Here is a 22,002-nt window from a genome sequence, read left to right on the forward strand (position 1 = left end):
TTGAACGCCAGATTGCCGCTTAGGGGCGTTTGTAGCGTCGAGCCGTTGCGCGGTTTGGTAAAACCGCGTAACCCTACAGCTGGCGCAGGCCCTCTTCGAGACCGGTCTTGCTGTCAGTCTTCTCGTCGCGCATCTTGATAACGCGGGCGGGGACACCGGCCACGACGGCGCCGGCGGGGACGTCCTCGACGCATACGGCACCGGCGGCAACGACAGCGCCCTTGCCTACGTGCACGCCCTCCAGGACCACAGCATTGGCGCCGATCATGACATCGTCCTCGATGATGACGGGCGTGGCGCTGGCGGGCTCCACGACGCCCGCCAACACGGTGCCGGCGCCGATGTGGCAGTTCTTACCCACAGTGGCGCGGCCGCCCAGCACGGCGCCCATATCAATCATAGAGCCCTCGCCGATAACGGAGCCGATGTTGATGATGGCGCCCATCATGATGACGGCGCGGTCGCCGATCTCGACGCGGTCGCGGATGATCGCGCCCGGCTCGATGCGGGCGTTGATGCCCTTAAGGTCGAGCATGGGGACGGCGGAGTTGCGGCAGTCATTCTCGACGTCGTAGTAGTCGATGGAGTCGGCATTGGCATCGAGGATGGCCTTGAGCTCATCCCAGTCGCCAAAGACGGTCTTGCCACGACGGCCGCCGTAGACGTGTGCATTGCCCCACTGGACCTTCATGCCCGGCTTCTCGCGCACGTACAGCTTGACGGGCGTCTTTTTGGGCGCGGTGGCGATGTAGTTGATAATCTCCTGTGCATCCATCTCGGGTGCGTTGCTCATTTGCTATCTCTCCTTTGGGTGGATTCGGTTGATACCTGGTTAGGCAAACATGACCTGGTCGAACGTATAGAAGCCGGGTTCGCGGGTGACGAGCTTCTGCGCGGCCGCTAAGGCGCCGTTGACAAAGATCTGACGGCTCGTGGCGCGGTGGGTGAGCGTGACCTCCTCGTCCTGGCCAAAGAAACTCACTTCGTGCACGCCGGCGACAGTACCGCCGCGCAGCGAGTGCATGCCGATCTCCTTGGGGTCGCGCGCGCCGCACATACCCTCGCGGCCATAGACGGGGTGATAGCCTGCCTCGGGCTCGGCCTCGACGACGGCGTCGAGCAACAACTTGGCAGTGCCGCTGGGGGCGTCGACCTTTTGGTTATGGTGCGTCTCGACGATTTCGCAGTCAAAGCCGGGCAGCTCGCGTGTGGCCTGTGCCACCAGATGGCGCAGGGCTGCGATGCCGATAGAGTAGTTGCCCGAGTGCATGACGCGGGCGTTCTGGCCCAGCTCGCGCAGGCGGTCCATCTGCTCAGGCGAATAGCCTGTGGTGCCGGAAACGAGTGCGGCACCCGTGCGCTCGACATAGGCGACGACGGCATCGAAGGTCACGACGTTCGAGAAGTCGATGATGACGTCGGCTGCCGGTGCGCTCTCGAGCTCGGACAGGTCAAAACCGATCTGGGCGACGATATCAAAAACGGGCTGACCTGCGGCGTCGACAACGCCCTCGGCGGTGGTTCGGATGAGCGAGCCCATGCGGCCCGTTCCCATAATGACAGTCTTAATCAAGCAGACCAGCTCCCTTCAGAGCATCGGTAAGTGCAGCGCGCGTGTCGTCGGCCATGGGGCATAGCGGCATGCGGTAGTTTGCCTCGATCATACCCATCTGAGCGAGCGCTTCTTTAACGGGGATGGGGTTGACCTCACTAAAGAGGGCGTTGATGAGCGGCTGGCCGGCAATTTGGATATCGCGGGCACGTGCCACGTCACCGTCCAGATAGGCGCGGCACATGTCATGCACGAGCTGCGGCTGAACATCGGCCCACACACTGATGGTACCCGAGGCGCCCAGGCTCATGAGCGGCACGGTAAGAGCGTCCTCGCCCGAGTACATGCGGAAGTCGTCGGACAGCAGGTGGGCGATCTTGGCCGCGTAGGCGACGTTGCCCGAGGCCTCCTTGATACCCATGATGTTGGGATGCGCGGCCAAGCGCCCTACGTTGCGCTCGCTGATGCCGCAGCCGCAGCGGCCGGGGATGTTGTACAGGATGCAGGGGATGTCCACGGCGTCGGCGACGGTCTTAAAGTGCTGATAGATACCCTCTTCATTGGACTTGTTGTAGTAGGGGGTAATGAGCAGCAGACCATCGGCGCCCAAGCCCTGGTAGGTGAGCGACTTGGTGAGCATGGTTTGCGTGGAGTTGGAGCCCGAGCCGGCGATGACGGGAACGCGTCCTGCAACCTGCTTGACCACGGCGGCGACAACGGAGTTGTCCTCGTCATCGGTCATCGTGGCGCTCTCGCCGGTGGTGCCCAGGGTGAGGATGGCGTCGGTGCCGTTTTGCAGGTGGAAATCGATAAGGCGCTCGAGTGCGTCAAAGTCGACGCTGCCGTCCTTTTTAAATGGCGTAACAAGGGCGACGATTGAGCCCTCGAGATTGCGGATGTCCATGTTCTTCTCCTTCGCGTCCGCGATCTGGATGCGTTTGTTCCATTGAGTGGCGACGGCCAGGCGCTCGTCTTGGGCGCGACGGCGGGCACTTTCGGCGCGCGACTTTGCCAGCAGCTCTCGGCCGCTCGGCAGCACGTCGAGCGTGGCAAAGTAGTCGCCCGGGCGCTCGGCGCGACGAATGAGGTCTGCCGAGCCGTCGGGGCGCAGCAATACCTCGGCGGAGCGCAGACGGCCGTTGTAGTTGTAGCCCATGGAGTAGCCATGCGCGCCGGTATCGTGGATCACAAGCAGGTCGTCCATGTCGATATGCGGCAGCTCGCGATCGATGGCGAACTTGTCGTTGTTCTCGCACAAGTTGCCCGTGATGTCATACGTGTTCGTGACCGGCGCTGCGGTCTTGTCAGGGCCGCCCGGCTGACCCATTACCGTAATGTGGTGGTAGGCGCCATACATGGCAGGGCGGATCAGATCGACGGCGCTTGCGTCGACACCGATATAGTCCTTGTAGATCTGCTTTTCGTGGATGGCCTTGGTGACCAGGCATCCGTAGGGGCCCATCATAAAGCGACCCATCTCGGTGCAGATCGCCACATCGCTCATGCCGGCGGGGACCAGAATCTCGTCGTAGGCTGCGTGTACGCCCTCGCCGATGGCGTGAATGTCGTTAGCCTGCTGCTCGGGCAGGTAGGGGATGCCCACACCGCCGGACAGATTGATAAAGGCGACATGTGCGCCGGTCTCGCACTCCAGGCGCACGGCAAGTTTAAAGAGGATGCGTGCGAGCTTGGGATAGTAGTCGTTAGTGACGGTGTTACTGGCAAGGAAGGCATGGATGCCAAAATTCTCGGCGCCCTTGGCCTCGAGCATGCGGAAAGCCTCAAAGAGCTGCTCGGTGGTCATGCCGTACTTGGAGTCGCCGGGGTTGTCCATAATGCCGTTAGAGAGCTGGAACAGGCCGCCCGGGTTAAAACGGCAGCTTACCGTCTTGGGAATGGGGCCCGCGACGCGCTCAAAGAACTCGATATGGCTGATGTCGTCAAAGTTGACGATGGCGCCCAGTTTATCTGCAAGGGCAAAATCCGCCGCCGGCGTGTCGTTGGACGAGAACATGATGTCGTGTCCCGTGATGCCCAGCGAGCGGGCGATCATGAGCTCGGTATAGCTCGAGCAATCGCAGCCGCAGCCGTATTCGTTGAGAATGGAGATGAGCGCCGGGTTGGGATTGGCCTTGACGGCAAAGTATTCCTTAAAGCCCGGGTTCCATGCAAAGGCGTCGCGTACTTCTTGCATGTTGCGGCGGATGCCCGCCTCGTCGTATAGATGAAACGGCGTGGGAAACTGCTCGACGATATGCTCGAGCGTTTTCTTGTCCACAAACGGCTGCTTGGCCGCATACGCCTCGTTGGGGGTCAATGCCATGTCCCGTAAACCTCGCTATCCAGACGGCGCCATCGACGCATCGAATCCGCATAGCGTGGACCCCATGTCCGGATAGCGCTCCCGCATTGCTGCAGACAGTCCTGCGGGTGTTTCCCGCAGGCCCACCAGGTTGTTCGTGCCCGAAAAACCCAGTTCGGCGGGTTTCGCCTCCCCACGGGGTCAAAGTCTGCCGACTCGCCCGCGGATCTTCGTGCCCGCGCCTCTATCAAGTGGTAACGACCCTACCACGTTACACTTTACCAAACAAGAGTATTCGTATATAACGTTTAAAAAATGCAGGGATATGCTGGAAATAAGGGTGTGGCAATCTTGCGGCACAATAAGATGGCAACTGGCGCGCACCTATGAAAGGAACCTTTATGACCGAGCTCCAAGAACTTCGTCGCTATCGTCGCGACCTGCATCGCATTCCGGAGCTCGATTTCGAGCTTCCTCAAACCATAGCCTATATAGAGGGCGTGCTCGCCTCGCTTGCCTGTGAAGTGGTCCATCCCTGCCCCAGCTGTGTTTGCGCTTTCTTTGACGCTGGCACGGGCGCCGCGCATGCCACGGCGATTCGCGCCGATATGGACGCGCTGCCCATCGCGGAGGCGACGGGTGCGGCCTTTGCCTCGACCCATCCCGGCAAGATGCATGCGTGCGGACACGATGGACACATGGCCATGGCGCTTGCCGCCGCGACGCATGTCGACCGCACGATTCGCGAGCAACCGGGCGTCATCAAGCGCAACGTGCTCTTTGTGTTCCAGCCGGCCGAGGAAACGACCGGTGGCGCCAAGACGGTGTGTGAGAGCGGCGTATTCGAGCGCTATGGCGTCGACCGCATTTTTGGCTTCCACGTATGGCCCGATTTGCCCGCCGGCACGTTGGCAAGCTGTTCCGGTCCGCTGCTGGCGCGCTCAAGCGAGACGCACATTCATATCCATGGCGCGAGCATCCATATCGCCAAGACCTACGGCGTTCCAGTCGAGGAGTCGCACGATGCGGCACTGGCGGCTGCCAAGTTCTTGGTTGCCGAGCGCGAGCTCATGGACGAGTTGGGTGCCGACGAGCCCTGCATTGGTAAGTTCGGCCTGCTTCAGGCCGGCACCGTCTGCAATGCGGTGGCAGGGGAGGCCCATGTGGCTGGCAGTCTGCGCGTGTTTACGGACGGTATGTTCGACCGTGCGCGCGAGGGCGTGCGCCGCGTGTTGGACGATGCCTGCGCCGCAACGGGCTGCACGTACGATCTCGATTTTGCCGAGGGCTATCCGCCAGTCGATAACGACCCCGAGCTGTTTGCCTGCATTGCGCCTGCCTTGTCCGAGCTGCAACTTGTGGACGAGCCGCTGCTGATCGCCGAGGATTTTGCGTTCTATCAGCGTCATCTGCCGGGCGTGTTCTGCTTGCTGGGCACGGGCGTGCCGGAGGGTCAAGAAAACCCGAGCGATTCGGATGGCTGTCCCGCCTATGCCGCGAGCGCTCTGCATACCGATACCATGCTCTTTGACGAGGAAATTCTGCTCAAAGGCCTCGATGTCTACAAACGATTGCTTGACTTGGAGTGATGATGAGGCGCCGACAGACTGCCGTGTATAGTCCTGGTGGGTGCGGGTGCGGCCTGCTGCTGCTTCCGGTTATTGCCGTGAGCATTGGCGTGATGTTTGCGCTTGCCGGGTTGGCAGCAGCGGCACTCGTGCTGTTGATTGTGGCTATTGGCGTGACGATTTGGCTCTGCCGCAATCGCGAACAACGCCGTGCCGACGGTAAAACCAATGTCGGCTGGGTCGTCTTCCTGATTATTGCGTACCCGCTGAGTGTCAGCTACCTGGTGTTTTTTGTCCTGTTGATGATCAGTGCCTTTACCGGGGAATCCGTCACGGTGGGTTGATGCACTGCCAGCAGACGGTCGCGCGCAGTGCGTTTGCTCGGCGTTTGGATAACTGCATTGGTCGTTTACCGCAGCCTTAGCTCTCAGCTAATGAATTCAAGTTCAATCCTTCCTACGATGTGCTGTGTACCGGCACGGTAGCCGGATCGTAGGAAGGATGAATAATGGCAAAAGAGGGAAAGAAGCCGATCGGCAAGATTGTCCTAGGCGTCATCGTGGTGCTGGTTATTGTCGGTGCCGTGGGCTCTATGGGTGGCAATTCAACCGATTCGTCTGCGAGCGATTCGGCAAAGCCTGCCGAGGCGACACAGCAGGCTGAGGAGCAAAAAGAACCGCAAGAACCGTATACCATTGCTGACGAGGCTGAAGACACCTCCAATCAGTTTGCCTATAAGATCACGGGCACGCTGACCAATAACACGGACAAGGAAAAGAGCTACATTCAGATCGAATATGTTCTGTATGATGCCGATGGCAACCAGGTTGGAACGGCTCTTGCAAACACCAATCATCTGAAGGCGGGCGGCTCTTGGAAGTTCGAGGCGCTGGGTACGGTGTCTCCCGACCAGGTTGCTAGCTGGGAGCGTTCGGACGTAAGCGGTTTCTAGCATGTTGTATGCACTGGGGGAGGTGAAGTCGTATGCCCGATAAAAAGCTGACCGAGGAGTTGCTCAATGAGCTTCTCGACGCGCCGAACATCGATGGCTATATCAAAGAGCACGACTTTGCCGCCCCGTCGCTTTCGGACTACCTGAAGCAGCTACTACAGGAAAAGGGCTTGGAGCGCTCGCGCGTGGTTCGTATGGCCGATCTCAATGAGACCTTTGGCTATCAGATCTTTACCGGTTCGCGCAATCCGAGCCGCAATAAGGTGCTGCAGATTGCCTTTGCAATGGCGCTGTCGATGAAGGAGACTAACCGCGCCCTGACGGCTGCCGGAGTGAGCGTCCTAAACTGCAAGGACCGTCGCGATGCAATCATTATCTTTTGCATCGACCGTGGCTGTAGCCTCCAAAAGGTCAATGAAGAGCTGTATCGCTTTGGCGAGGAAACGGTGAGTTAGTGGCTAATGGCTGAGCTGGCTGTTGCCGAAACAACTATGCGAACGAACAGGGTGCGGACACCATGGGGTGTCCGCACCCTGCGTTATGATGGACGCCATGGATACTCAGAGCCCAACATATTCCGATGACGAGCTGACTGCTTCACTTGCCGAGCATTTGGCGTCGCTCGACCGCGATGACAGCTATCGTGTGGAGCGCGTGCTCAAGTGCTCGGATGTCGAGACGACCGAACTCGTCTATTTTGAGGGCTCTGGCGGCGGGTCTCTCGGTCCCTTTGTCCGCAAGCGCATCGATGCTTCGGCGCAGATTGGCGGGGCCTACGAGCGCCTGTTTGCGGCTCAGCGGGCCGGACGCCGTTTTGAACACTTACCCCGGATTGTCGATTGCCGCCGCGCGGGCGAGGAGCTCGATGTGGTGATGGAATATGTCGAAGGCGAGACGCTCGAGGCGCTCGTGGGGCGCCTGGGCGCGACGCCCGATTATGCCCGCGAGCTGTATCCCGTTCTGTGTGAAGCGGTGGGCGAGCTGCATGCTGGTTTTGCAGCTGCGGGGGAGCCAGGGGTACCGGTAATCCATCGCGACCTTAAACCCTCGAACATCATCGTATCGGGCGTGAGGTATGCGGCCGATGCTGGCATGACCTTCTCGTCGTTGGTGATTATTGACCTGGGAATCGCGCGCGTATGGCGCGATGGCGCCGATGCCGACACCGTCAAGTTTGGCACGCGACCCTATGCGCCGCCCGAGCAGTATGGGTTTGGGCAGACGAGTGTGCGCAGCGACGTGTACGCGCTGGGCGCCCTGTTGTTCTTCTGCTTGACGGGAGTCGACCCTAAACCAGGGCTCGACATGCGCGAGCAATGCGAGGCGCGCGGTATTCCCACTCCACTTTCCGATGCCGTCTGCATGTCGATGGCGCTCGATCCGGCCAAGCGTTTTGCGAGTGCGGAAGCATTGGGACGGGCGACGCGCGCGGCATACGATCTGAGTCGCCCCGTGCGGCCTCCTGCGCCTGCGCCTGTCCGTACTCCAGACTCGGAGACAGTGTTGGCGTCCCAAGGGCTCCAGAAACCCGCAGGGCTTCCTGGCCCTGCCGCCTCCGCTGCATGCGGTCTGCTCTCTCGCGTTCCGGAGTCTCTGGGGCGCATTTGGAATACGCTCGTCTGCTTCTCGCTGCTTGTGTTCTTTGCCGGTAGCCACTTTGCCGTCTTTCACCCCACGGGAGCAAACCAAAGCTACCCGACGTGGCTTCTCATAATCGAGTATTTTTTCTTTGTCGATGGCCTTATGGTGCTTATGCATTTTGCGCTGCTCGATAAGCGCCGTCTTCGTCGGCGATTCGCATTGCTCGACAGCTATCGCGGCAAGAAGCTCGCGAAGCTCTTGCTCAAGGCATTGGGTGTGCTGCTCCTATGCATGATCGTCATAGTCGCGGTTGCCAATGCGACCGGCGTCGTCGATACCTCCGCTACCTAAAAGAAAAGGGCCCCATTGGGGCCCTTTGCAGTTGCACTTAGATGCGGTTCATCTGAGCGGCGACTTTGTTGTACCAGTCCTGCCACGTGGGCGGGCAGTACTTTTTGGCCGCTGCCGGGGTAAGGGTGGAGCCGTAGTTGGCGCCCAGATAGGCAACGTGAGCGGAGATGCCCTCGCTCCAGCTGCCAAAGCTGCGCCAACCGCCGCCACGTGCACTCCAGCCCCAGGCGTTGTAAGAATTGGCGCAATAAGCACCCTTGGTGCTCTCGATGCAGGCGATGGCGGGGGACCAACGGGGGTCGACACCGGTATTCCAAGCGGCGACGGCAAAGTTATAGCCCTGGCCTGCCATGGGGGAGCCGGCGAGATAATTGTCGATGCGGCTCGTCCACTCATTAATGAACGAATCGTAATCGGAGCTACCGGTATTGGCGTTGTTCACCGTGGTGTCGATGGTGGTGTTGGTGTTGGTGGCCTGGCTGCTGGAATTGCTGCCGCTTACGCCCTCGCCCGAGAGCTTTTCGGCGGCAGCGGCCTTATCGGCCTCAAGCTTGGCAAGCTCGGCGGCATTTTCCTGCTCGGCTTTTGCCTGTGCCTCGCTGCGGAGCTGCTGGGCCTGCGCCAGCGCATCCTCGGCGTTTTTCTGCTCCGCCTCAAGCTGAGACTTGGCCTGCTGGAGCTCGGCCTTGTTCTGCTCGAGTTCGGTTTGCATATTATTGAGCTCTTCGATCTCGTCGACGCTCGAGCTCGTGATCTGGTTGGTGTATTTGCAGGTCGTGATGAACTCACCCAGGCTCTGCGCGTTGACCAGGAAGCTCACGATGGGGTTAGTGCCCTTCTGGTACTTGTACAGATCGCGCATGGCGGAGCTTGCCTTGGCCTGCTGCTCGGGAAGCTTAGCCTCGATTTCCTCGATGCTTGCCTCATTGGAGTCAATCTGCTTTTGCAGGTCATCGAGCTTGGTGCGGGCGTCGTTGTAGGCGCTCGTAGCGGCTTCGATCTTCTGCTGGGCTGCGGAAAGCTGGTCCTGCGTTGCCTGCGAGGCGGCATACGCCGCAACGGGGGAGAGCATCGGCGTGGCCGTCAGCGCAACGGCGAGCGCGGCGCTCGTGATGATACGAGCCGGCTTCGACGCAATGAGCGCTGCGGTGCGATGATTCGAATGCTGCATCCAGTCCCTCTGCAATCAATCGTAGGTTATGGTTCGAACGGTATTCTACTACTGCTTTCGACCTCAACTTGAACCTTAAAGGTCCCAAAGGGTCAAGTTGAACTTGAGGCTTTGGCTTTGACCTGCAGTTATGATGAATTGTTGAGAAACCATAGAGTTCAACTTTAACGTTACAGAGCCCTGTTTGAGAGGAGTTTTGGGCTGTAAAAGCCATCTCAACGTGGGGTTTTATAACTACAGCGTGCCCTTCTGGCGAGCCCGCTCAATCTCTTCGAGGGCCTCGGCGGGGGTGAACGAACAGGTGCCGTCGCCGAGTTTGATTACCTGGATATCGTCGCCGGCGTAGACCTCTCCGCCCTTTAGTACCACGCCAAAAACGCCCTCGTGGGGAAAGATGCAGTCGCCGGCGAGATAGTAGATGGCACAGCGTGTGTGGCAGACCTTGCCGATTTGGCTGATTTCGACGAGCACGTCGCTTCCAAGCTTGAGCTGTGTGCCCAAGGGGAGCGAGAACAGGTTGATGCCCCGGGTTGTGAAGTTTTCTCCAAAGTCACCCTCGTGAACGTCGAGCCCGCGTGCCTGCGCCGTCTGGATGGACTCCGCGGCTAAAAAAGAGACCTGGCGGTGCCAATGTCCGGCGTGCGCATCGGTAGCGAGGCCAAATTGCTCGATGACGGCGTCGCGTCCATCGGCGACGGGCGACTTGCGAGTGCCTTTGTGCTCCGACGTGTTGATTGAGACGATACGGGCAGGCCCGTTGTAAGCATCGTTTGCGGTGCGTAGGGGAACTGCCGTCTGGGCGCGATCCGCAAGTTCGCGCTTGGCGGCGTCAATGATGGGGTTGTTGATCGGATGAGCCTGGGGCACGGTGCACCTTTCGACGGGGCGGGCAACATGTTGAATCCTACAACAATGGTAGGTTCATTGCCCATTGTCATACAACGGTGAGCGCCGTCTTCGTGCTGGCCTTCGTGCTGGACAATTACGTTGATTGCCATAGATACGGTGGAGCTTTGGGCGCCGGCGGCTTGGCACGCTAGAATAAATCAGTTGCGCAAAGACCGCCCGTTGTGTGGGCAGTTCATGATAGGAAGTTTCCATGGCATTGCAATTTACAGAGCGCGAGTTCATTCCCGTGCTGCTTGGTGGCGACATCAACGCCTATTCGGTGGCGCGTGCCTTCTACGAGGAGTATCAGGTCAAGAGTCTGGTCTTTGGCAAGTATCAGACGGGTCCCGCGTACCGCAGCCAGATTATCGACTACACGCCCAACGTGGATATCGATACCATGCCCGTGATGCTCAAAACCGTCAACGGCATTGCCCAAGCGCATGCCGATAAGACGATTGTCCTTGTGGGCTGTGGTGACAACTATGTCGCTCTCGTGGCTCAAGCCAAGGATGCCCATGAGTTGGCGGATAACATCGTCGCGCCTTACGCTCCCTATAGCATGCTTGAGCAGTGCCAGAAGAAGGAGATCTTCTACGAGCTGTGCGAGAAGCATGGCGTGCCCTATCCGCACACCTTTACCTTCACCATGGCGATGCTGAACGCCCAGGGTGAGGCGCCTGCCGAAGTGCTCGACCAGATCGATTTTCCTTACCCGATGATTCTGAAGCCTTCTGACGGCATCATGTGGTGGCAGCATGAGTTCGAGGGCCAGAAGAAAGCCTATGAGATTGCCGACCGCGCCGAGCTGGAACAGGTCATTCGCGATTCGTATGCCAGCGGCTACACCGACGATCTGATCTTGCAGGATCGCGTGCCCGGCAACGACGAGTACATGCGCGTGCTCACCAGCTATTCCGACCGCAACGGTAAGGTCCGCATGATGTGCCTGGGCCATGTGCTGCTCGAGGAGCATCAGCCCCACGGTGTCGGCAACCATGCCTGTATCATTACCGAGCCTAACGACGAACTCATGGGCGGCGTGCGCAAGCTGCTCGAGGACCTTCACTTTGTGGGCTATTCCAACTTTGACGTTAAGTACGACGAGCGCGACGGCTCGTTTAAGTTCTTCGATTTCAACACGCGCCAGGGTCGCAGCAACTACTACGTTACCAACAGCGGCTTTAACGTTGCCAAGTATGTGGTGGACGAGTATGTGTTCAACCGCCCGTTTGAGCCGGAGTTTGTGACGGCGCAGGACGAGGCCCTGTGGATGGTCGTCCCCATGGGCGTCGTCGACAAGTACGTCAAGGATCCCGAGCTGCGCGCTAAGGTGCATCGCCTGGACAAGGAAGGTAAGGGCGCCGACCCTTCGTTTATGAAGGGCGACTTTGTCTTTAACCGCTGGCTGCGCATGTGGCACACCAAGCTGCGCCACTTTAAGCTGTTCAAGACGTATTACAAGTAGATGAGTGCGGCGCCCGTCCGGTTTGCATCGGGCGGGCGCGGGTATGATACGCGCAATTGCGCAAGCGTCACCAAGGAGGCGGCGATGGAAAAGCTGGGAGTTATCGGCGGCATGGGCGCCGAGGCCACGTCGTATTACTACGACCAGGTGGTGCGTCATACGGCTGCTGCCTGCGATCAGGAACATATCGACATGGTGGTGCTCTCCAAGTCGACCATGCCCGACCGCACGCTGGCCATTAAGACCGGCGAGCATGCCAAGCTGCTGGCGACCATGAAAGAGTGTGCCCAGGCACTCGAGTCGCTGGGCTGTGCGCACATTGCCATTCCCTGCAACACGTCGCACTACTTCTACGACCAGATCCAGTCGTTTACCACAGTGCCGATTATCCACATGCCGCGTGAGTCGGTGCGCTATGCTCTGGCCGGTGCGGTGATGGGGGAGTGCGAGTTCGATCCCAACCTGAGTATGCCGGCCGAGCCGGTGCACAAGATTGGCATCATGGGCACCGACGGAACCGTGGGCGCGGGCGTCTACGGCCGCGAATGTAAGGCTGCGGGTGTTGAGGTTGTCTATCCCAGCGAGAAACGTCAGAACGATGTGATGTCGCTTATCTACGATGATGTGAAGGCCGGACGCGAGCCCGATATGGATAAGTTCGACCGCGTGATGTGGGAGTTCGCCCGTAGCGGCTGCGACCGCGTCATTCTGGCCTGCACCGAGCTATCGGTGCTGCAGAAGTACCGAGAGATGCCCGAGATCACCCTCGACGCCATGGACGTCCTGGTGCGTGAATCCATCATCCGCAGCGGCGCCCCCTACCGCCTCTAGCTTCCGACCTGTCAAAAAGGGACAGGTTAATTTTGGTAGGTTTTATCTGGTGAAACAGTAAAGGCCTCGGCTCGTTTGGTGCGAGCCGAGGCCTTTTGCGTTGGGCGGTTGCTGTCAGTGGTGAACTAGAACAGGAAGCCGATGGCGATGAGGGCGATGCTGACGATGAGCACGGCGATGTCCAGGCCTTTGATGGGGTAGCGCTTGTACGAGCTGGCGCGCGTACGCAGGTAGAAGCCGCGCTGTTCTGCCGCCAAGGCTGTGGCATCGGTCTTGCCCACGCTCGAGATGAGCAGCGGCACGCACAGTGGCAGCATGAGCTTAAGCTTCTTGATGGGGTTCTTGGTGTCGTACTCGACGCCGCGTGCGGTCTGCGCCTCCATGATGGCGTTCATCTCCTGACCAAACACCGGCACAAAGCGCAACGCCGTGGTAAAGGTGAAGGCATAGCGATACGGCACGTGCAGCACCTCGACGCAGGCGTTGGCAAGGTCGTTGAGCTTGGTCACCATGAGCATGAGGATGAGTGGTAACGCCACACCCAGCAGGCGCAGGCAGGCCTTCGATCCTGTGATGATGCCCGTGTCGGTGATAAAGCCCCACACCACGTTGCCATCGCGCATAAAGGCCAGCTGGAGCACCAGCATGATAAGCGCGAGCGGAATCAGCAACTTGAGCAGCGAGAACAGACGGTCGACGACGCCGGCATAGGCACCCAGTGCAAGGGTGAGTGCCAAAAAGCCCAGCAGCGCCACGTAGGTGTCGGACAAGAAGATGCCGACGATGATGGCGGCGGCGAGGCCCAGTTTGACGACGGGATTCAGGCGATGCAGCAGCGTATCGCCCGGCATGTAGTCGATGACGTTAACCACGGTGGACCATCTCCTTGGTAATTCGAACGACATCGGTGACCTCGCTCACCTGCGCAAAAGCGGGCGAGACGGAAGATGCCAGACGGCGCGAGAGTTCAATAACCTGGGGAGGCTCCACGTAGGCACGCCGCATGAGATCGATGTTCGAGAATAGCTCGTGCGTGCGACCGTGGTCGAGGATGCGACCGTCGGCCATTACCACAATGCGCTCGGCAAAATCCGAGACGACTTCCATATCGTGGCAGACCATGATTACGGCGCAGCCGCGCTCGGCCATGGTGCGCACTGTTTCCATGACGGTCATGCACTCGCGGTAATCAAGGCCGCTCGTGGGCTCGTCGAGCACCACGATTTTGGGCTCTACGACCACGACGGAGGCGAGTGCCACCATCTGGCGCTGACCGCGCGAGAGCGAGAAGGGCGCCTCGTCGGCTGGCAAGCCAAAGCGGTCGATGACGAGCTGGGCGCGGCGCAGCGCCTCGGCACGGTCGATGCCGGCAAGCTCCAGGCCAAAGGCGACCTCGTCGAGCACGGTGTCCTTGCAGATCTGGCGGTCGGGGTTTTGGAAGAGGGTTGCGACCTCGCGAGCGATGCGGCTCGTGGGAACGGCTGCGGTATCCAGTCCCGTGACGCGCACGCTGCCCGAGGCGGGCTTGAGCAGGCCTGTGAGCAGTTTGGTGAGTGTGGTCTTGCCGGCGCCGTTTTGGCCGACGATGCCCACGAGCTCGCCAGGATAGAGCGTCAGGCTAAGGTCGTGTACGGCGGCTCCGCCATTGGGATAGGCAAACTCAACATGGTCGAAGGTGAGTACGGGTTCGGCGTCCTTGGCATGAGGGCGCAACGACGGTGCGTGCGGGGAACCGGCGGGCGCCTGGGCTTCGATAGCCGCGCGTGCGGGGTCGACGATGCCCGAAATCAGGCGCTCGGCCTCATCGACATCCAAGCAAGGGGTACCGCTTACTAGACCATCGGTTTCGAGGCTATTGAAGATACGCGTGACGCGAGGGCAGTCGACGCCGATGGCACGAAGCTCGTCGGTATGCGCGAAGACCTCGTGTGGCTCGCCCTGCAGCGCGATTTCGCCATGGTTGAGCACGAGCACGCGGTTGCAGTACTCCGAGAGCAGGGCGACCTTTTGCTCAACGACGACGATGGTGATTCCAAGTGCGCGGTTTGCCTCGCGCAGCGTCTCGAAGACCAACGTGGAGCTGGCGGGGTCGAGTGCCGCGGTGGGCTCGTCGAGAACCAAGACGCGCGGGCGCATGGCGAGGATGGCGGCGATGGCTACCTTTTGCTTCTGTCCGCCCGAGAGCGTGGCGATCTCGCGGTCACGCAGGTCGCTGATGCCGACGGTCTCGAGCGTTTCGCTCAAGCGCTGCTCGATCTTGTCGTGGGGAACGCCAAAGTTCTCGAGGCCAAAGAGCATCTCGTCCTCGACGATCGAAGCGACCATCTGCGTGTCGATATCCTGCAGCACGCTGCCGACGATTTGCGACACGTCGGTCAGCGAGACCTCGCAGGTGTCGTGGCCGTCAACCATGACGGACCCAAAGAACGTGCCGGTGTAGTGGTGGGGCACGGCACCTGACAGGCAGGCGGCAAGCGTGGACTTGCCGGCGCCCGAGGGCCCGATGATGCCGATGAAATCTCCCTTGTTCACGCTGAGCGAGATGTGGCTGAGCGCCTGCTCGGTCTGCGTGCCATAGGAGAACGAGACATCGTCGACGTTGATGATCGTTTCCATGGATACCTTTCATAGTCATTGGGGACGTTCTTAAATGACCAGTTGTTTAAGACCGTCCCAAAAAAGCTCGTTGTTTGGGACGGTCTTTGGTGGTGAAGCACGGAGACGGCTTTACGAGGGCCCCGGGTTGGCGCGAAAGAGGAGCGAAGCGTACTTGGGTACGCGAGCGACGAATGAACGCCAAGATGGGGTGGCTCGTAAAGCCGAGCGGGTTAGTTGAGCCTAAGGGCCTTCTGGATGGGCAGGTAGAGGGCGCCGACCAGAATGGCGTTAAAGGCGGCGGTCATGGCGACGACGGGCAGCATGGCGGCGGCGAGCTCGCCTACCACGCCGAGCATAGCCATCTTGATGACCATGAAGATGACGCCCGAGACAAAGGTGGTCACGAACGTTGCGACGATGGCGACGGCTGGCTTAACCTGGCCGTCCTTGGCAGCAGCGTTGACAATGACGGCCATGAGCATGGCGGCGATGCCCTCGGCGGCAAAATCGACAAACGGCGAGGTGGTGGTGATCTGGATTACAGCCGCCGAGATCAGGCCGATAACGAGCGCCTGGCCAATGTTGGGACGAACGACCAGGATGGTGAGGCAGAAGGCCGAGATAATGAACTCGGGGCTGATCATGCCGCCCGAGATGCCGGAGATGGCCTTGCCGACGGTGAAGTTGAGGATGAAGCCGGCGGCAAGCAGGATGGCGAGCAAGACGAGGGCGCGGACGTCGAGTTTGCCGCGGTCGGCGGTCTGGACGGTGCGGGGCTGGGCGGTGGTGGTGTTCTGAGACATGGTGAAAATCCTTTCGGAAGGGAAGTGCAAGAGAAGAAAGCGGAGGCGCGTGATGCGAATGCGATTGGGCTCGAGATAGAAAAAGGCCCCCGGTCGAAACCGGAGGTCTTCCAATCACCTAGAGCGCAAAAACAGGCGTGAGGGACTCACTGTCGACCGATCGTATTCGCATCACGCCACCACCAGTTGTTGAGAGACTTCATCGTGTTCTTCATGTTGGTGGCTCCTTTCGTGATACCGTGGCGCGGTCGCACCTAGTTGTTGTTGTGCTGCACTATAGCACAGCGAAGTGTGTGCAGGGAATCTTTTTTGAAAAGATTTCAGCAGTGTTTCCCGCGGTGTTTCCCGCCGGTCAGATAACGGGTCAGGAGGGCAAGACCGCTCGCACTGTCTTGCCCTCCCTTAGGACGTGAGGGCCTTAGGCCTTCTTGCGACGATAGAGCACGAAGCCGCAGACACCGATGACGACGACGGCGCCAACGGCCATGGCGGCCATGTTGTTGCCCTCGGACTTCTCCTCGGTTGCCTCTTCCTCAACCTCGGGTTCGGCCACGTCCTCATCGGAAAGGGCCTCGTCGGCGTAGGTGATGGACTCGACCAGGCAGTCGTTGTCAGCATCGTAGTCACTCGGGACGAACTCCTCGGAGAAATCGCCCTCCTTGAGGTAGTCGCGCATCTCCTCGAGCATGGCCTTGCACTTAACATAGGTGTTCTTGGTTGCAGCCTTGCCGGCCTTGTTGGCCAGGGCGGTACGGGCCTCGGTGCCTTCTTCGGCCTGCATGGCCTCGTCGACGGTCAGGTTCTGCTCGATGAGTTCCTTCTGCAGGGCGTCGAGATAGGCGCGGACGCCGGTGGCGCAGTGGTCGCGGTTCTCATAGGCGAGCGTGTTGATGTCCATGAGGACGTAGTTGATGGAGTTCTTGGGCTCCTCGTTGTTCACGACGTCTTCCTCTTCGCAGTGATCGAAGGAGACATCCTGATCGCTGAAGTAGGGGCTGACCTCGGTGAGCAGTGCGGAGTAGAAGGGGATGGCGACGGAGAATTCGGCGTTGGAGAGCATCTCCCACTGAATGGTCGCGATCTCGGGGTCCATGCCCTGACGGATCTGGAAGGTGTGGATCTCGGTGTTGCGGTTGGAGCCGATGGCATAGGCGCCGTCGGTGTTGGCGTTGAGGCCGGCGACATTCTCGCCGCGAGCGGCGAAGGAACGAATCATCTCAAAGGTGTTCCAGTCGGACTTGCCGGGCTGGAAGAACAGCGGCTGCATCTCGTGGACCAGGGCGCCGGTCGTGGCGCGAGCCTCTTCGCGCTCGTCCTTGACGATCTCGTAGTCGGTGCCCTCGGCAAGCGGAGCCATGAAGTAATCACGACCCTGGATATAGCGCGACCACTGGTGCATACCGGCCTCGCTAATCTCCTCGCCGTAGGTCTTGGCGACGTCGAACTTGCCGTCGGTGTACTCGGCAAAGCCCTTCTCCTTAGGCATGGACTCGATGCCTTCGGAATGGAGACAGTTCTCGGTGTCATCGAGGTCGACGTTATAGGTGAGGTTGCCGATGTTGGGGTTGAGCGAGGCGATGTCATCGGCGAGCTTCATAGCAATCCACTGATGGCCGGAAAGCGCGGCGAACAACCAGGTCTCGGTGCTGTCGGCGATGATGATCTGGTCGTTGGAGCAGACGCCCTGCTCGTCGATCAGGCTGCCGATGAGCTCGACGCCCTCGCGGGCCGTGGCGCTCTCGCCCAGGATGACGCTGGCATAGCTGTATTCGCCAATGCCAGTCTCCTCGGTGATGGGGTCGGCCTCTTCGGCCTTCTCGTTATAGGAGGTGCTCAGCGTGGCAGAGCAGGAGACGCCCTTCTCGTTGATGCCTGCCTCGGAATATGCGTCGTAGCGATCTTCCCACTGCGAGGGGTTGTCGCGAACGAAGGTGTAGCGGTAGGTTGCGCCCTTGGACTTGTACTCAAAACCGGACTCGACCGAGGTGTACTCGTTGCCGTCCTTGTGTGCGGGCTCAATGCCAAAGTGCTTGACATAGCGCGGACCGAAGTCCTCGGAACGGCCGTAGTACGTGTTGCCGTCTGCCGTGAGCTTGCTGCCCATGTAGATCTGGGTGCAGGCGAGTGCCGAAGTCGGCATGGCCATGATGGCCGTTGCTCCAAACGCAAGGCCGCAGCCGAGCTTTTTGAGCGTGTTGACAGGATGAGTAAACCTCATAATCCCTCCCAACCGTTGAAACCCCGCGGAACCGTGCAGGATTTCAGCTAATAAATACATCTATTAGCCTATAGGAAGTCTCAATAGTATTCATCTATTTCGATGAAATACTCGATGAGCGTCCTAAAATATGCGATGAGCGGACAAGAATACTCATTATCTAGCTTTATTTAAATAAAGACGCCCTGCAATTACTGTACCTGAATAAAGCGCCTTGCACGGGGCACAAAGAAAAATCCCCCGCTGTCGTGCAAATGCATAAACAACAGGGGAGACGATAATTGGATGAATATCATACCAATGTGGAATTACTTCTTCCGGCGGTGGATCACGTTAATCGCATAGCCGACGAGCATGGCCAGAACAATGACGATAAAGCCGAGCAGGGGATTGTCGTTCATGGGGTCCTCCTATTTTCCGAGCGGGGAGAATTCGTCGACGATGAGGTCGAGGCATTGCGGAAGCGCGCGGGCTCCAAAGACGCCCGAGTTGCTGGAGATGATCTCGCCATCGAACTGCATGCCCAGCGACGGCGTGCAGGTGATTTTGGCTTCCTTGGTCTGGATGATCTTGAACTGCGGACGGCCGAGCACCTTGCCGGCGGGGTCGAGCGCGGCGGTGATCACAGTGGGCAGGAGCTGGACGGTTTTTACGGGCTCGATGACCGCGATGTCGACCATGCCGTCGTTCATGCGGCAGTCGGGGAACAGGTTGATGTCGTTTTGAATGACCGAGGTGTTGCCGGCCATGCAGCAGATGCCATCGAGCTCCTCGACAATGCCGTCATGCTCAATCGTAAAATGCGCCACCGTGGGGTTGGGTGTGGCGAGCGCCGACAGGAAATAGGCGATCTCGCCGATGTCGTTTTTGGCGGGGGCGGCCTTCATCATGATCTCGGCGTCGAAGCCCGAGCCGGCGATGATGATAAAGCCGTGGCGCTTCTCGTTGCCGTTCTCGTCGAGCCAAAAGAGCTCGCCCATGTCCACTTTGACCGTGCGACCGGCGCGGCAAGCCTTGGCAAGCGCCGCTGCCTCGGGGGCATTGCCGATGTTGTTGAAGAACAGGCAGGCTGTGCCGGAGGGGAAGACGAGCGTGGGGACACCGCATCCGCGCATCTGGTCGAGCACGTTGGAGACGGTGCCGTCGCCGCCCGAAACGACCACGCGATCAAACTCGCGCACGTCTGCCACGGCGTCCTCGGGCTCCATGCCATCGCCGATAAAACGCATCACGACCTCGTCGCCGCCCTGCGCGAGGGCGTGCGTGAATGCGTAGATTTCATCTGAGCTGGGGCCCGATGCCGGGTTGTGGATGATAAGGCAGCGCATACTTACGTTCCCGTTCTGTGACTAACCGAGTATAGTTGTAAGGCAATGCCGATATCCTACCCGTGTTTTTCGGGCCTAACCTTATTCGATGGGTTGATATGTACATTTCCACACATCAGGCTCTACTCGACTTTTGCCAGCGCGCCCGTGAGTTCGACGCGATTGCCGTCGATACCGAGTTTTTGCGCGAGCGCACGTTCCATCCGCGCCTGTGCTTGGTTCAGATTGCCACCCCTGCCGAGAGCGTCGCGGTCGATCCTTTGGTGATCGACGACCTGTCGCCGCTTGCCGAGCTTATGGCCGACGAGAGCGTGACTAAGGTCTTCCACGCCTGCTCGCAGGATATGGAGGTCATGCTCCATACCGTGGGCGTGCTGCCGCGTCCCATTTTTGACACGCAGGTGGCCGCCGCCTTTTTGGGCGAGCGCCAGCAGATTTCCTACGGCGCGCTCGTGCAGACGTTTTGTGGCGTATCGCTGCCCAAGACCGAGTCGCTGACCGATTGGTCGCGCCGCCCGCTGACCGATAAGCAGATTGAGTACGCGATCGATGACGTCAAGTACCTGATCGTCGCTTATACCGAGATGATGAGCCGCCTGCGCGAGCTGGGCCGCGTGGACTGGGTGCTCGATGAGTTGCGTCCTCTTGCCGACGAGTCACACTACCGCGCCGACCGCCATGAGGCATTCCGCAAGGTCAAGCGCATCAATTCGTGTAGCCGCCATCAGCTGGGCATCGCGCGCGAGCTTGCCGCTTGGCGCGAGGACCGCGCCGAGCGCCGCAACATCCCGCGCAAGTGGGTCATGTCCGACGATACACTGCTGGCCCTGGTTAAACGTAATCCCGTGCGTGTTGAGGAGTTCCGCAGCATCCGCGGCACCGATCAGCTGGGGGAGCGCGACGTGGACGGCGCGCTCATGGCCATTAAGCGCGGTGCGAGCTGTCCGCACGATCGCCTGCCGCTCATGGTGCGCGGGCACCGTCAGATTTCGCCGGAGCTGGAAAGCGTGACGGACCTGATGTATGCGCTCATTCGCCTGGTCGCCGAGCGCTCGGGCGTGGCGACCTCGGTCATTGCCTCGCGCGATGACCTGGCCGATTACATTGAGCATCCCGAGCAGAGCCCCCTGCGCGAAGGCTGGCGCTTTGAGCTTGTGGGCTCGCGCCTGGACGATTTGCTCTCGGGCAATATGGGGTTGACGGTCAAAGATGGCAAAATTGAATTGCTGTAGGTATATAGTTACGCGGTTTTACCAAACCGCGTAACAGCTCGACGCTGCAAACGGCCGAGAGCGGCAATCTGACGTTCAATCGTCGCTCGCGTACCAAAGTACGCGTCGCTTCTCTTTCACGTCACCTTGCTCGCTCTCGGCCGTTTTCGCTCATATGACCCAATCCGCTGTCAAGAGCCACAATGGCCCCGCCGACCGCTTGCAATCGGTCGGCGGGGCCTGCCGTTGAACCCGTCCCGGTCCGCCCCCGGCATGTCGTCGACGCCTTCGGCTCAGTCTCATATCCGCGGATACCGCTCCGGCGGCCCGCAATCCTCTCCTTCGGCGGGGCTCCCCAAGTCTGACTACGCGCATGCGGCCGCTGCCGCGCGCCCAGCGAAAGCGGGGGTATCCCCGAAGGCTGCCCGGCTCGCCGGGACGGGGGCTATGTCTATTCGGTTGCCTCCCGGCACATCGCGCCGAGGGCCCACAGCCACCTCACGAGCTCGGCGGCGGTGGCGGCGTTCGCCTTCGCCTGGGGCATGCCCCTGGCGAGCATCTCCTCGCGGCGCCGGAGCAGGCGCTCGGAACCCTTCCTCCCGTGCATCCTCACCTCGAGCGGGACGCCGCTGCCCTTGGGCATCAGCTTCGGTTGGTGGCTCGCCTGGACGTAGCTCCAGGACCCCTCGACGGCCAGCCTCCTGACGAGGGCGTTGCCGGCCCCGCTGATCCCGCCGAGGCGCACGGAGTCCGCGCTCGACCTCTGCTTCGGGGCGAGGCCGAAGTAGGCCGTCACCTGCCTGCCGGAGCGGAACCTCGAGAAGTCGCCGACCTCGGACGCGAAGGCGGCGGCGAGCGCGAACCCGCACCCCTTGATCGACTGGAGCGCCTCGACCTCCGCCGAGAGGGGGCCCGCCGCGACGGCGGCCCTGTACTCGGCGAGGAGGTCGTCGCGCGTCTCGGCGGCCGCCTCGACCTCGCTCCTCAGCGCCGCAAGCGCCCGGATGCCGCCGTCGTCGGCGGGCCGGACCTTGTCGAGCCACCTGAGGAAGTCGTACGTCCAGTACCTCCGGGGGTTTCCGGCCGGCGTCGTGCCGCCGTAGGCGTAGCCCCGGCGGGCCAGGAACGCCAGGAGCCGCTGCTTCGCCGCCGCGAGCCTCGCGGTCGCCGCGTCGTGGGC

At 60.3% G+C, this 22,002-nt stretch carries 19 protein-coding genes and 1 riboswitch; of the genes, 8 read left to right on the forward strand and 11 right to left on the reverse strand.

All coding sequences use genetic code 11. The annotated features are described in order from the left end of the window. Positions 1-73: 73 nt before the first annotated feature. The 3 genes from dapD to dapA are packed head-to-tail and all read right to left on the reverse strand — an operon-like array spanning position 74 to position 3,875. Positions 74-793 carry a 2,3,4,5-tetrahydropyridine-2,6-dicarboxylate N-acetyltransferase gene (gene dapD / locus ACESWY_RS03205; protein ID WP_373093604.1) on the reverse strand — a complete coding sequence of 240 codons (720 nt, stop codon included), beginning with the start codon at positions 791-793 and terminating at the stop codon, positions 74-76. Between the two features lie 39 nt (positions 794-832). Continuing rightward, on the reverse strand, positions 833-1,573 hold the full coding sequence (dapB, locus tag ACESWY_RS03210; RefSeq protein WP_373093606.1) for a 4-hydroxy-tetrahydrodipicolinate reductase: 741 nt from the start codon (positions 1,571-1,573) through the stop codon (positions 833-835). Then, positions 1,566-3,875, reverse strand: a complete 2,310-nt coding sequence (gene dapA, locus ACESWY_RS03215) for a 4-hydroxy-tetrahydrodipicolinate synthase (protein WP_373093607.1) — start codon at positions 3,873-3,875, stop codon at positions 1,566-1,568. The genes dapB and dapA overlap by 8 nt, the downstream gene beginning before the upstream one ends. Before the next feature lie 65 nt (positions 3,876-3,940). Then, a riboswitch (Lysine riboswitch) is annotated at positions 3,941-4,109 on the reverse strand. Positions 4,110-4,255: 146 nt separating this feature from the next. Here dapA and ACESWY_RS03220 point away from each other — a divergent pair. The 5 genes from ACESWY_RS03220 (at position 4,256) to ACESWY_RS03240 (ending at position 8,306) form a co-directional block, all read left to right on the forward strand. Continuing rightward, positions 4,256-5,443 carry an amidohydrolase gene (locus ACESWY_RS03220; RefSeq protein WP_373093608.1) on the forward strand — a complete coding sequence of 396 codons (1,188 nt, stop codon included), beginning with the start codon at positions 4,256-4,258 and terminating at the stop codon, positions 5,441-5,443. 2 nt (positions 5,444-5,445) lie between these two features. Further along, complete coding sequence (locus tag ACESWY_RS03225; protein ID WP_373093610.1) at positions 5,446-5,766, forward strand: hypothetical protein; 321 nt, start codon at positions 5,446-5,448, stop codon at positions 5,764-5,766. A gap of 164 nt (positions 5,767-5,930) precedes the next feature. Beyond that, positions 5,931-6,374 carry an FxLYD domain-containing protein gene (locus ACESWY_RS03230; protein ID WP_055309781.1) on the forward strand — a complete coding sequence of 148 codons (444 nt, stop codon included), beginning with the start codon at positions 5,931-5,933 and terminating at the stop codon, positions 6,372-6,374. A 32-nt stretch (positions 6,375-6,406) separates the two neighbouring features. Beyond that, entirely contained in the window at positions 6,407-6,829 is a 423-nt protein-coding gene (locus ACESWY_RS03235; protein ID WP_373093612.1) for an XRE family transcriptional regulator, read from the forward strand. A gap of 97 nt (positions 6,830-6,926) precedes the next feature. Next, a complete protein-coding gene (locus tag ACESWY_RS03240) occupies positions 6,927-8,306 on the forward strand; it encodes a serine/threonine protein kinase (protein ID WP_175406013.1) in 1,380 nt (459 codons plus the stop codon). Between the two features lie 37 nt (positions 8,307-8,343). Here ACESWY_RS03240 and ACESWY_RS03245 read toward each other — a convergent pair whose 3' ends face one another. Both ACESWY_RS03245 and ACESWY_RS03250 read right to left on the reverse strand, forming a co-directional pair. Then, on the reverse strand, positions 8,344-9,477 hold the full coding sequence (locus tag ACESWY_RS03245) for a coiled-coil domain-containing protein (RefSeq protein WP_117770125.1): 1,134 nt from the start codon (positions 9,475-9,477) through the stop codon (positions 8,344-8,346). Positions 9,478-9,711: 234 nt separating this feature from the next. Continuing rightward, entirely contained in the window at positions 9,712-10,344 is a 633-nt protein-coding gene (locus ACESWY_RS03250) for an MOSC domain-containing protein (RefSeq protein WP_373093614.1), read from the reverse strand. A 232-nt stretch (positions 10,345-10,576) separates the two neighbouring features. Between ACESWY_RS03250 and ACESWY_RS03255 the strand changes: the two genes are divergently transcribed. Together ACESWY_RS03255 and ACESWY_RS03260 are read left to right on the forward strand one after the other, a co-directional pair. Further along, entirely contained in the window at positions 10,577-11,833 is a 1,257-nt protein-coding gene (locus ACESWY_RS03255; RefSeq protein ID WP_117629769.1) for a carboxylate--amine ligase, read from the forward strand. Positions 11,834-11,917: 84 nt separating this feature from the next. Beyond that, positions 11,918-12,664, forward strand: coding sequence for an aspartate/glutamate racemase family protein (locus ACESWY_RS03260; RefSeq protein WP_270226906.1), 747 nt, complete (start codon positions 11,918-11,920; stop codon positions 12,662-12,664). Positions 12,665-12,789: 125 nt separating this feature from the next. Here ACESWY_RS03260 and ACESWY_RS03265 read toward each other — a convergent pair whose 3' ends face one another. From ACESWY_RS03265 to ACESWY_RS03285, 5 genes are all read right to left on the reverse strand, one after another. Next, complete coding sequence (locus tag ACESWY_RS03265; RefSeq protein ID WP_373093616.1) at positions 12,790-13,536, reverse strand: energy-coupling factor transporter transmembrane component T family protein; 747 nt, start codon at positions 13,534-13,536, stop codon at positions 12,790-12,792. Continuing rightward, entirely contained in the window at positions 13,529-15,280 is a 1,752-nt protein-coding gene (locus tag ACESWY_RS03270; protein WP_373093618.1) for an ABC transporter ATP-binding protein, read from the reverse strand. Before ACESWY_RS03270 ends, ACESWY_RS03265 begins: the two co-directional genes overlap by 8 nt. A 212-nt stretch (positions 15,281-15,492) precedes the next feature. Continuing rightward, the gene (locus ACESWY_RS03275) at positions 15,493-16,065 is read right to left on the reverse strand and encodes a hypothetical protein (RefSeq protein ID WP_373093619.1); all 573 of its coding nucleotides are present in this window, start codon (positions 16,063-16,065) and stop codon (positions 15,493-15,495) included. 418 nt (positions 16,066-16,483) lie between these two features. Beyond that, positions 16,484-18,283, reverse strand: a complete 1,800-nt coding sequence (locus tag ACESWY_RS03280) for a C69 family dipeptidase (protein ID WP_373093621.1) — start codon at positions 18,281-18,283, stop codon at positions 16,484-16,486. A 410-nt stretch (positions 18,284-18,693) separates the two neighbouring features. Continuing rightward, positions 18,694-19,611: a diacylglycerol/lipid kinase family protein gene (locus ACESWY_RS03285; protein ID WP_022094107.1), complete on the reverse strand. Its 918-nt coding sequence runs from the start codon at positions 19,609-19,611 to the stop codon at positions 18,694-18,696. A 98-nt stretch (positions 19,612-19,709) separates the two neighbouring features. Between ACESWY_RS03285 and rnd the strand changes: the two genes are divergently transcribed. Beyond that, positions 19,710-20,843, forward strand: a complete 1,134-nt coding sequence (gene rnd, locus ACESWY_RS03290) for a ribonuclease D (protein ID WP_006234315.1) — start codon at positions 19,710-19,712, stop codon at positions 20,841-20,843. Positions 20,844-21,273: 430 nt separating this feature from the next. Here the strand turns inward: rnd and ACESWY_RS03295 are convergent. Further along, the coding region (locus tag ACESWY_RS03295; protein WP_373094359.1) for a transposase at positions 21,274-22,002 on the reverse strand (729 nt) is incomplete at its 5' end.

The organism is Collinsella aerofaciens ATCC 25986 (assembly GCF_964237925.1).
Taxonomy (GTDB): Bacteria; Actinomycetota; Coriobacteriia; order Coriobacteriales; family Coriobacteriaceae; genus Collinsella; species Collinsella aerofaciens_BJ.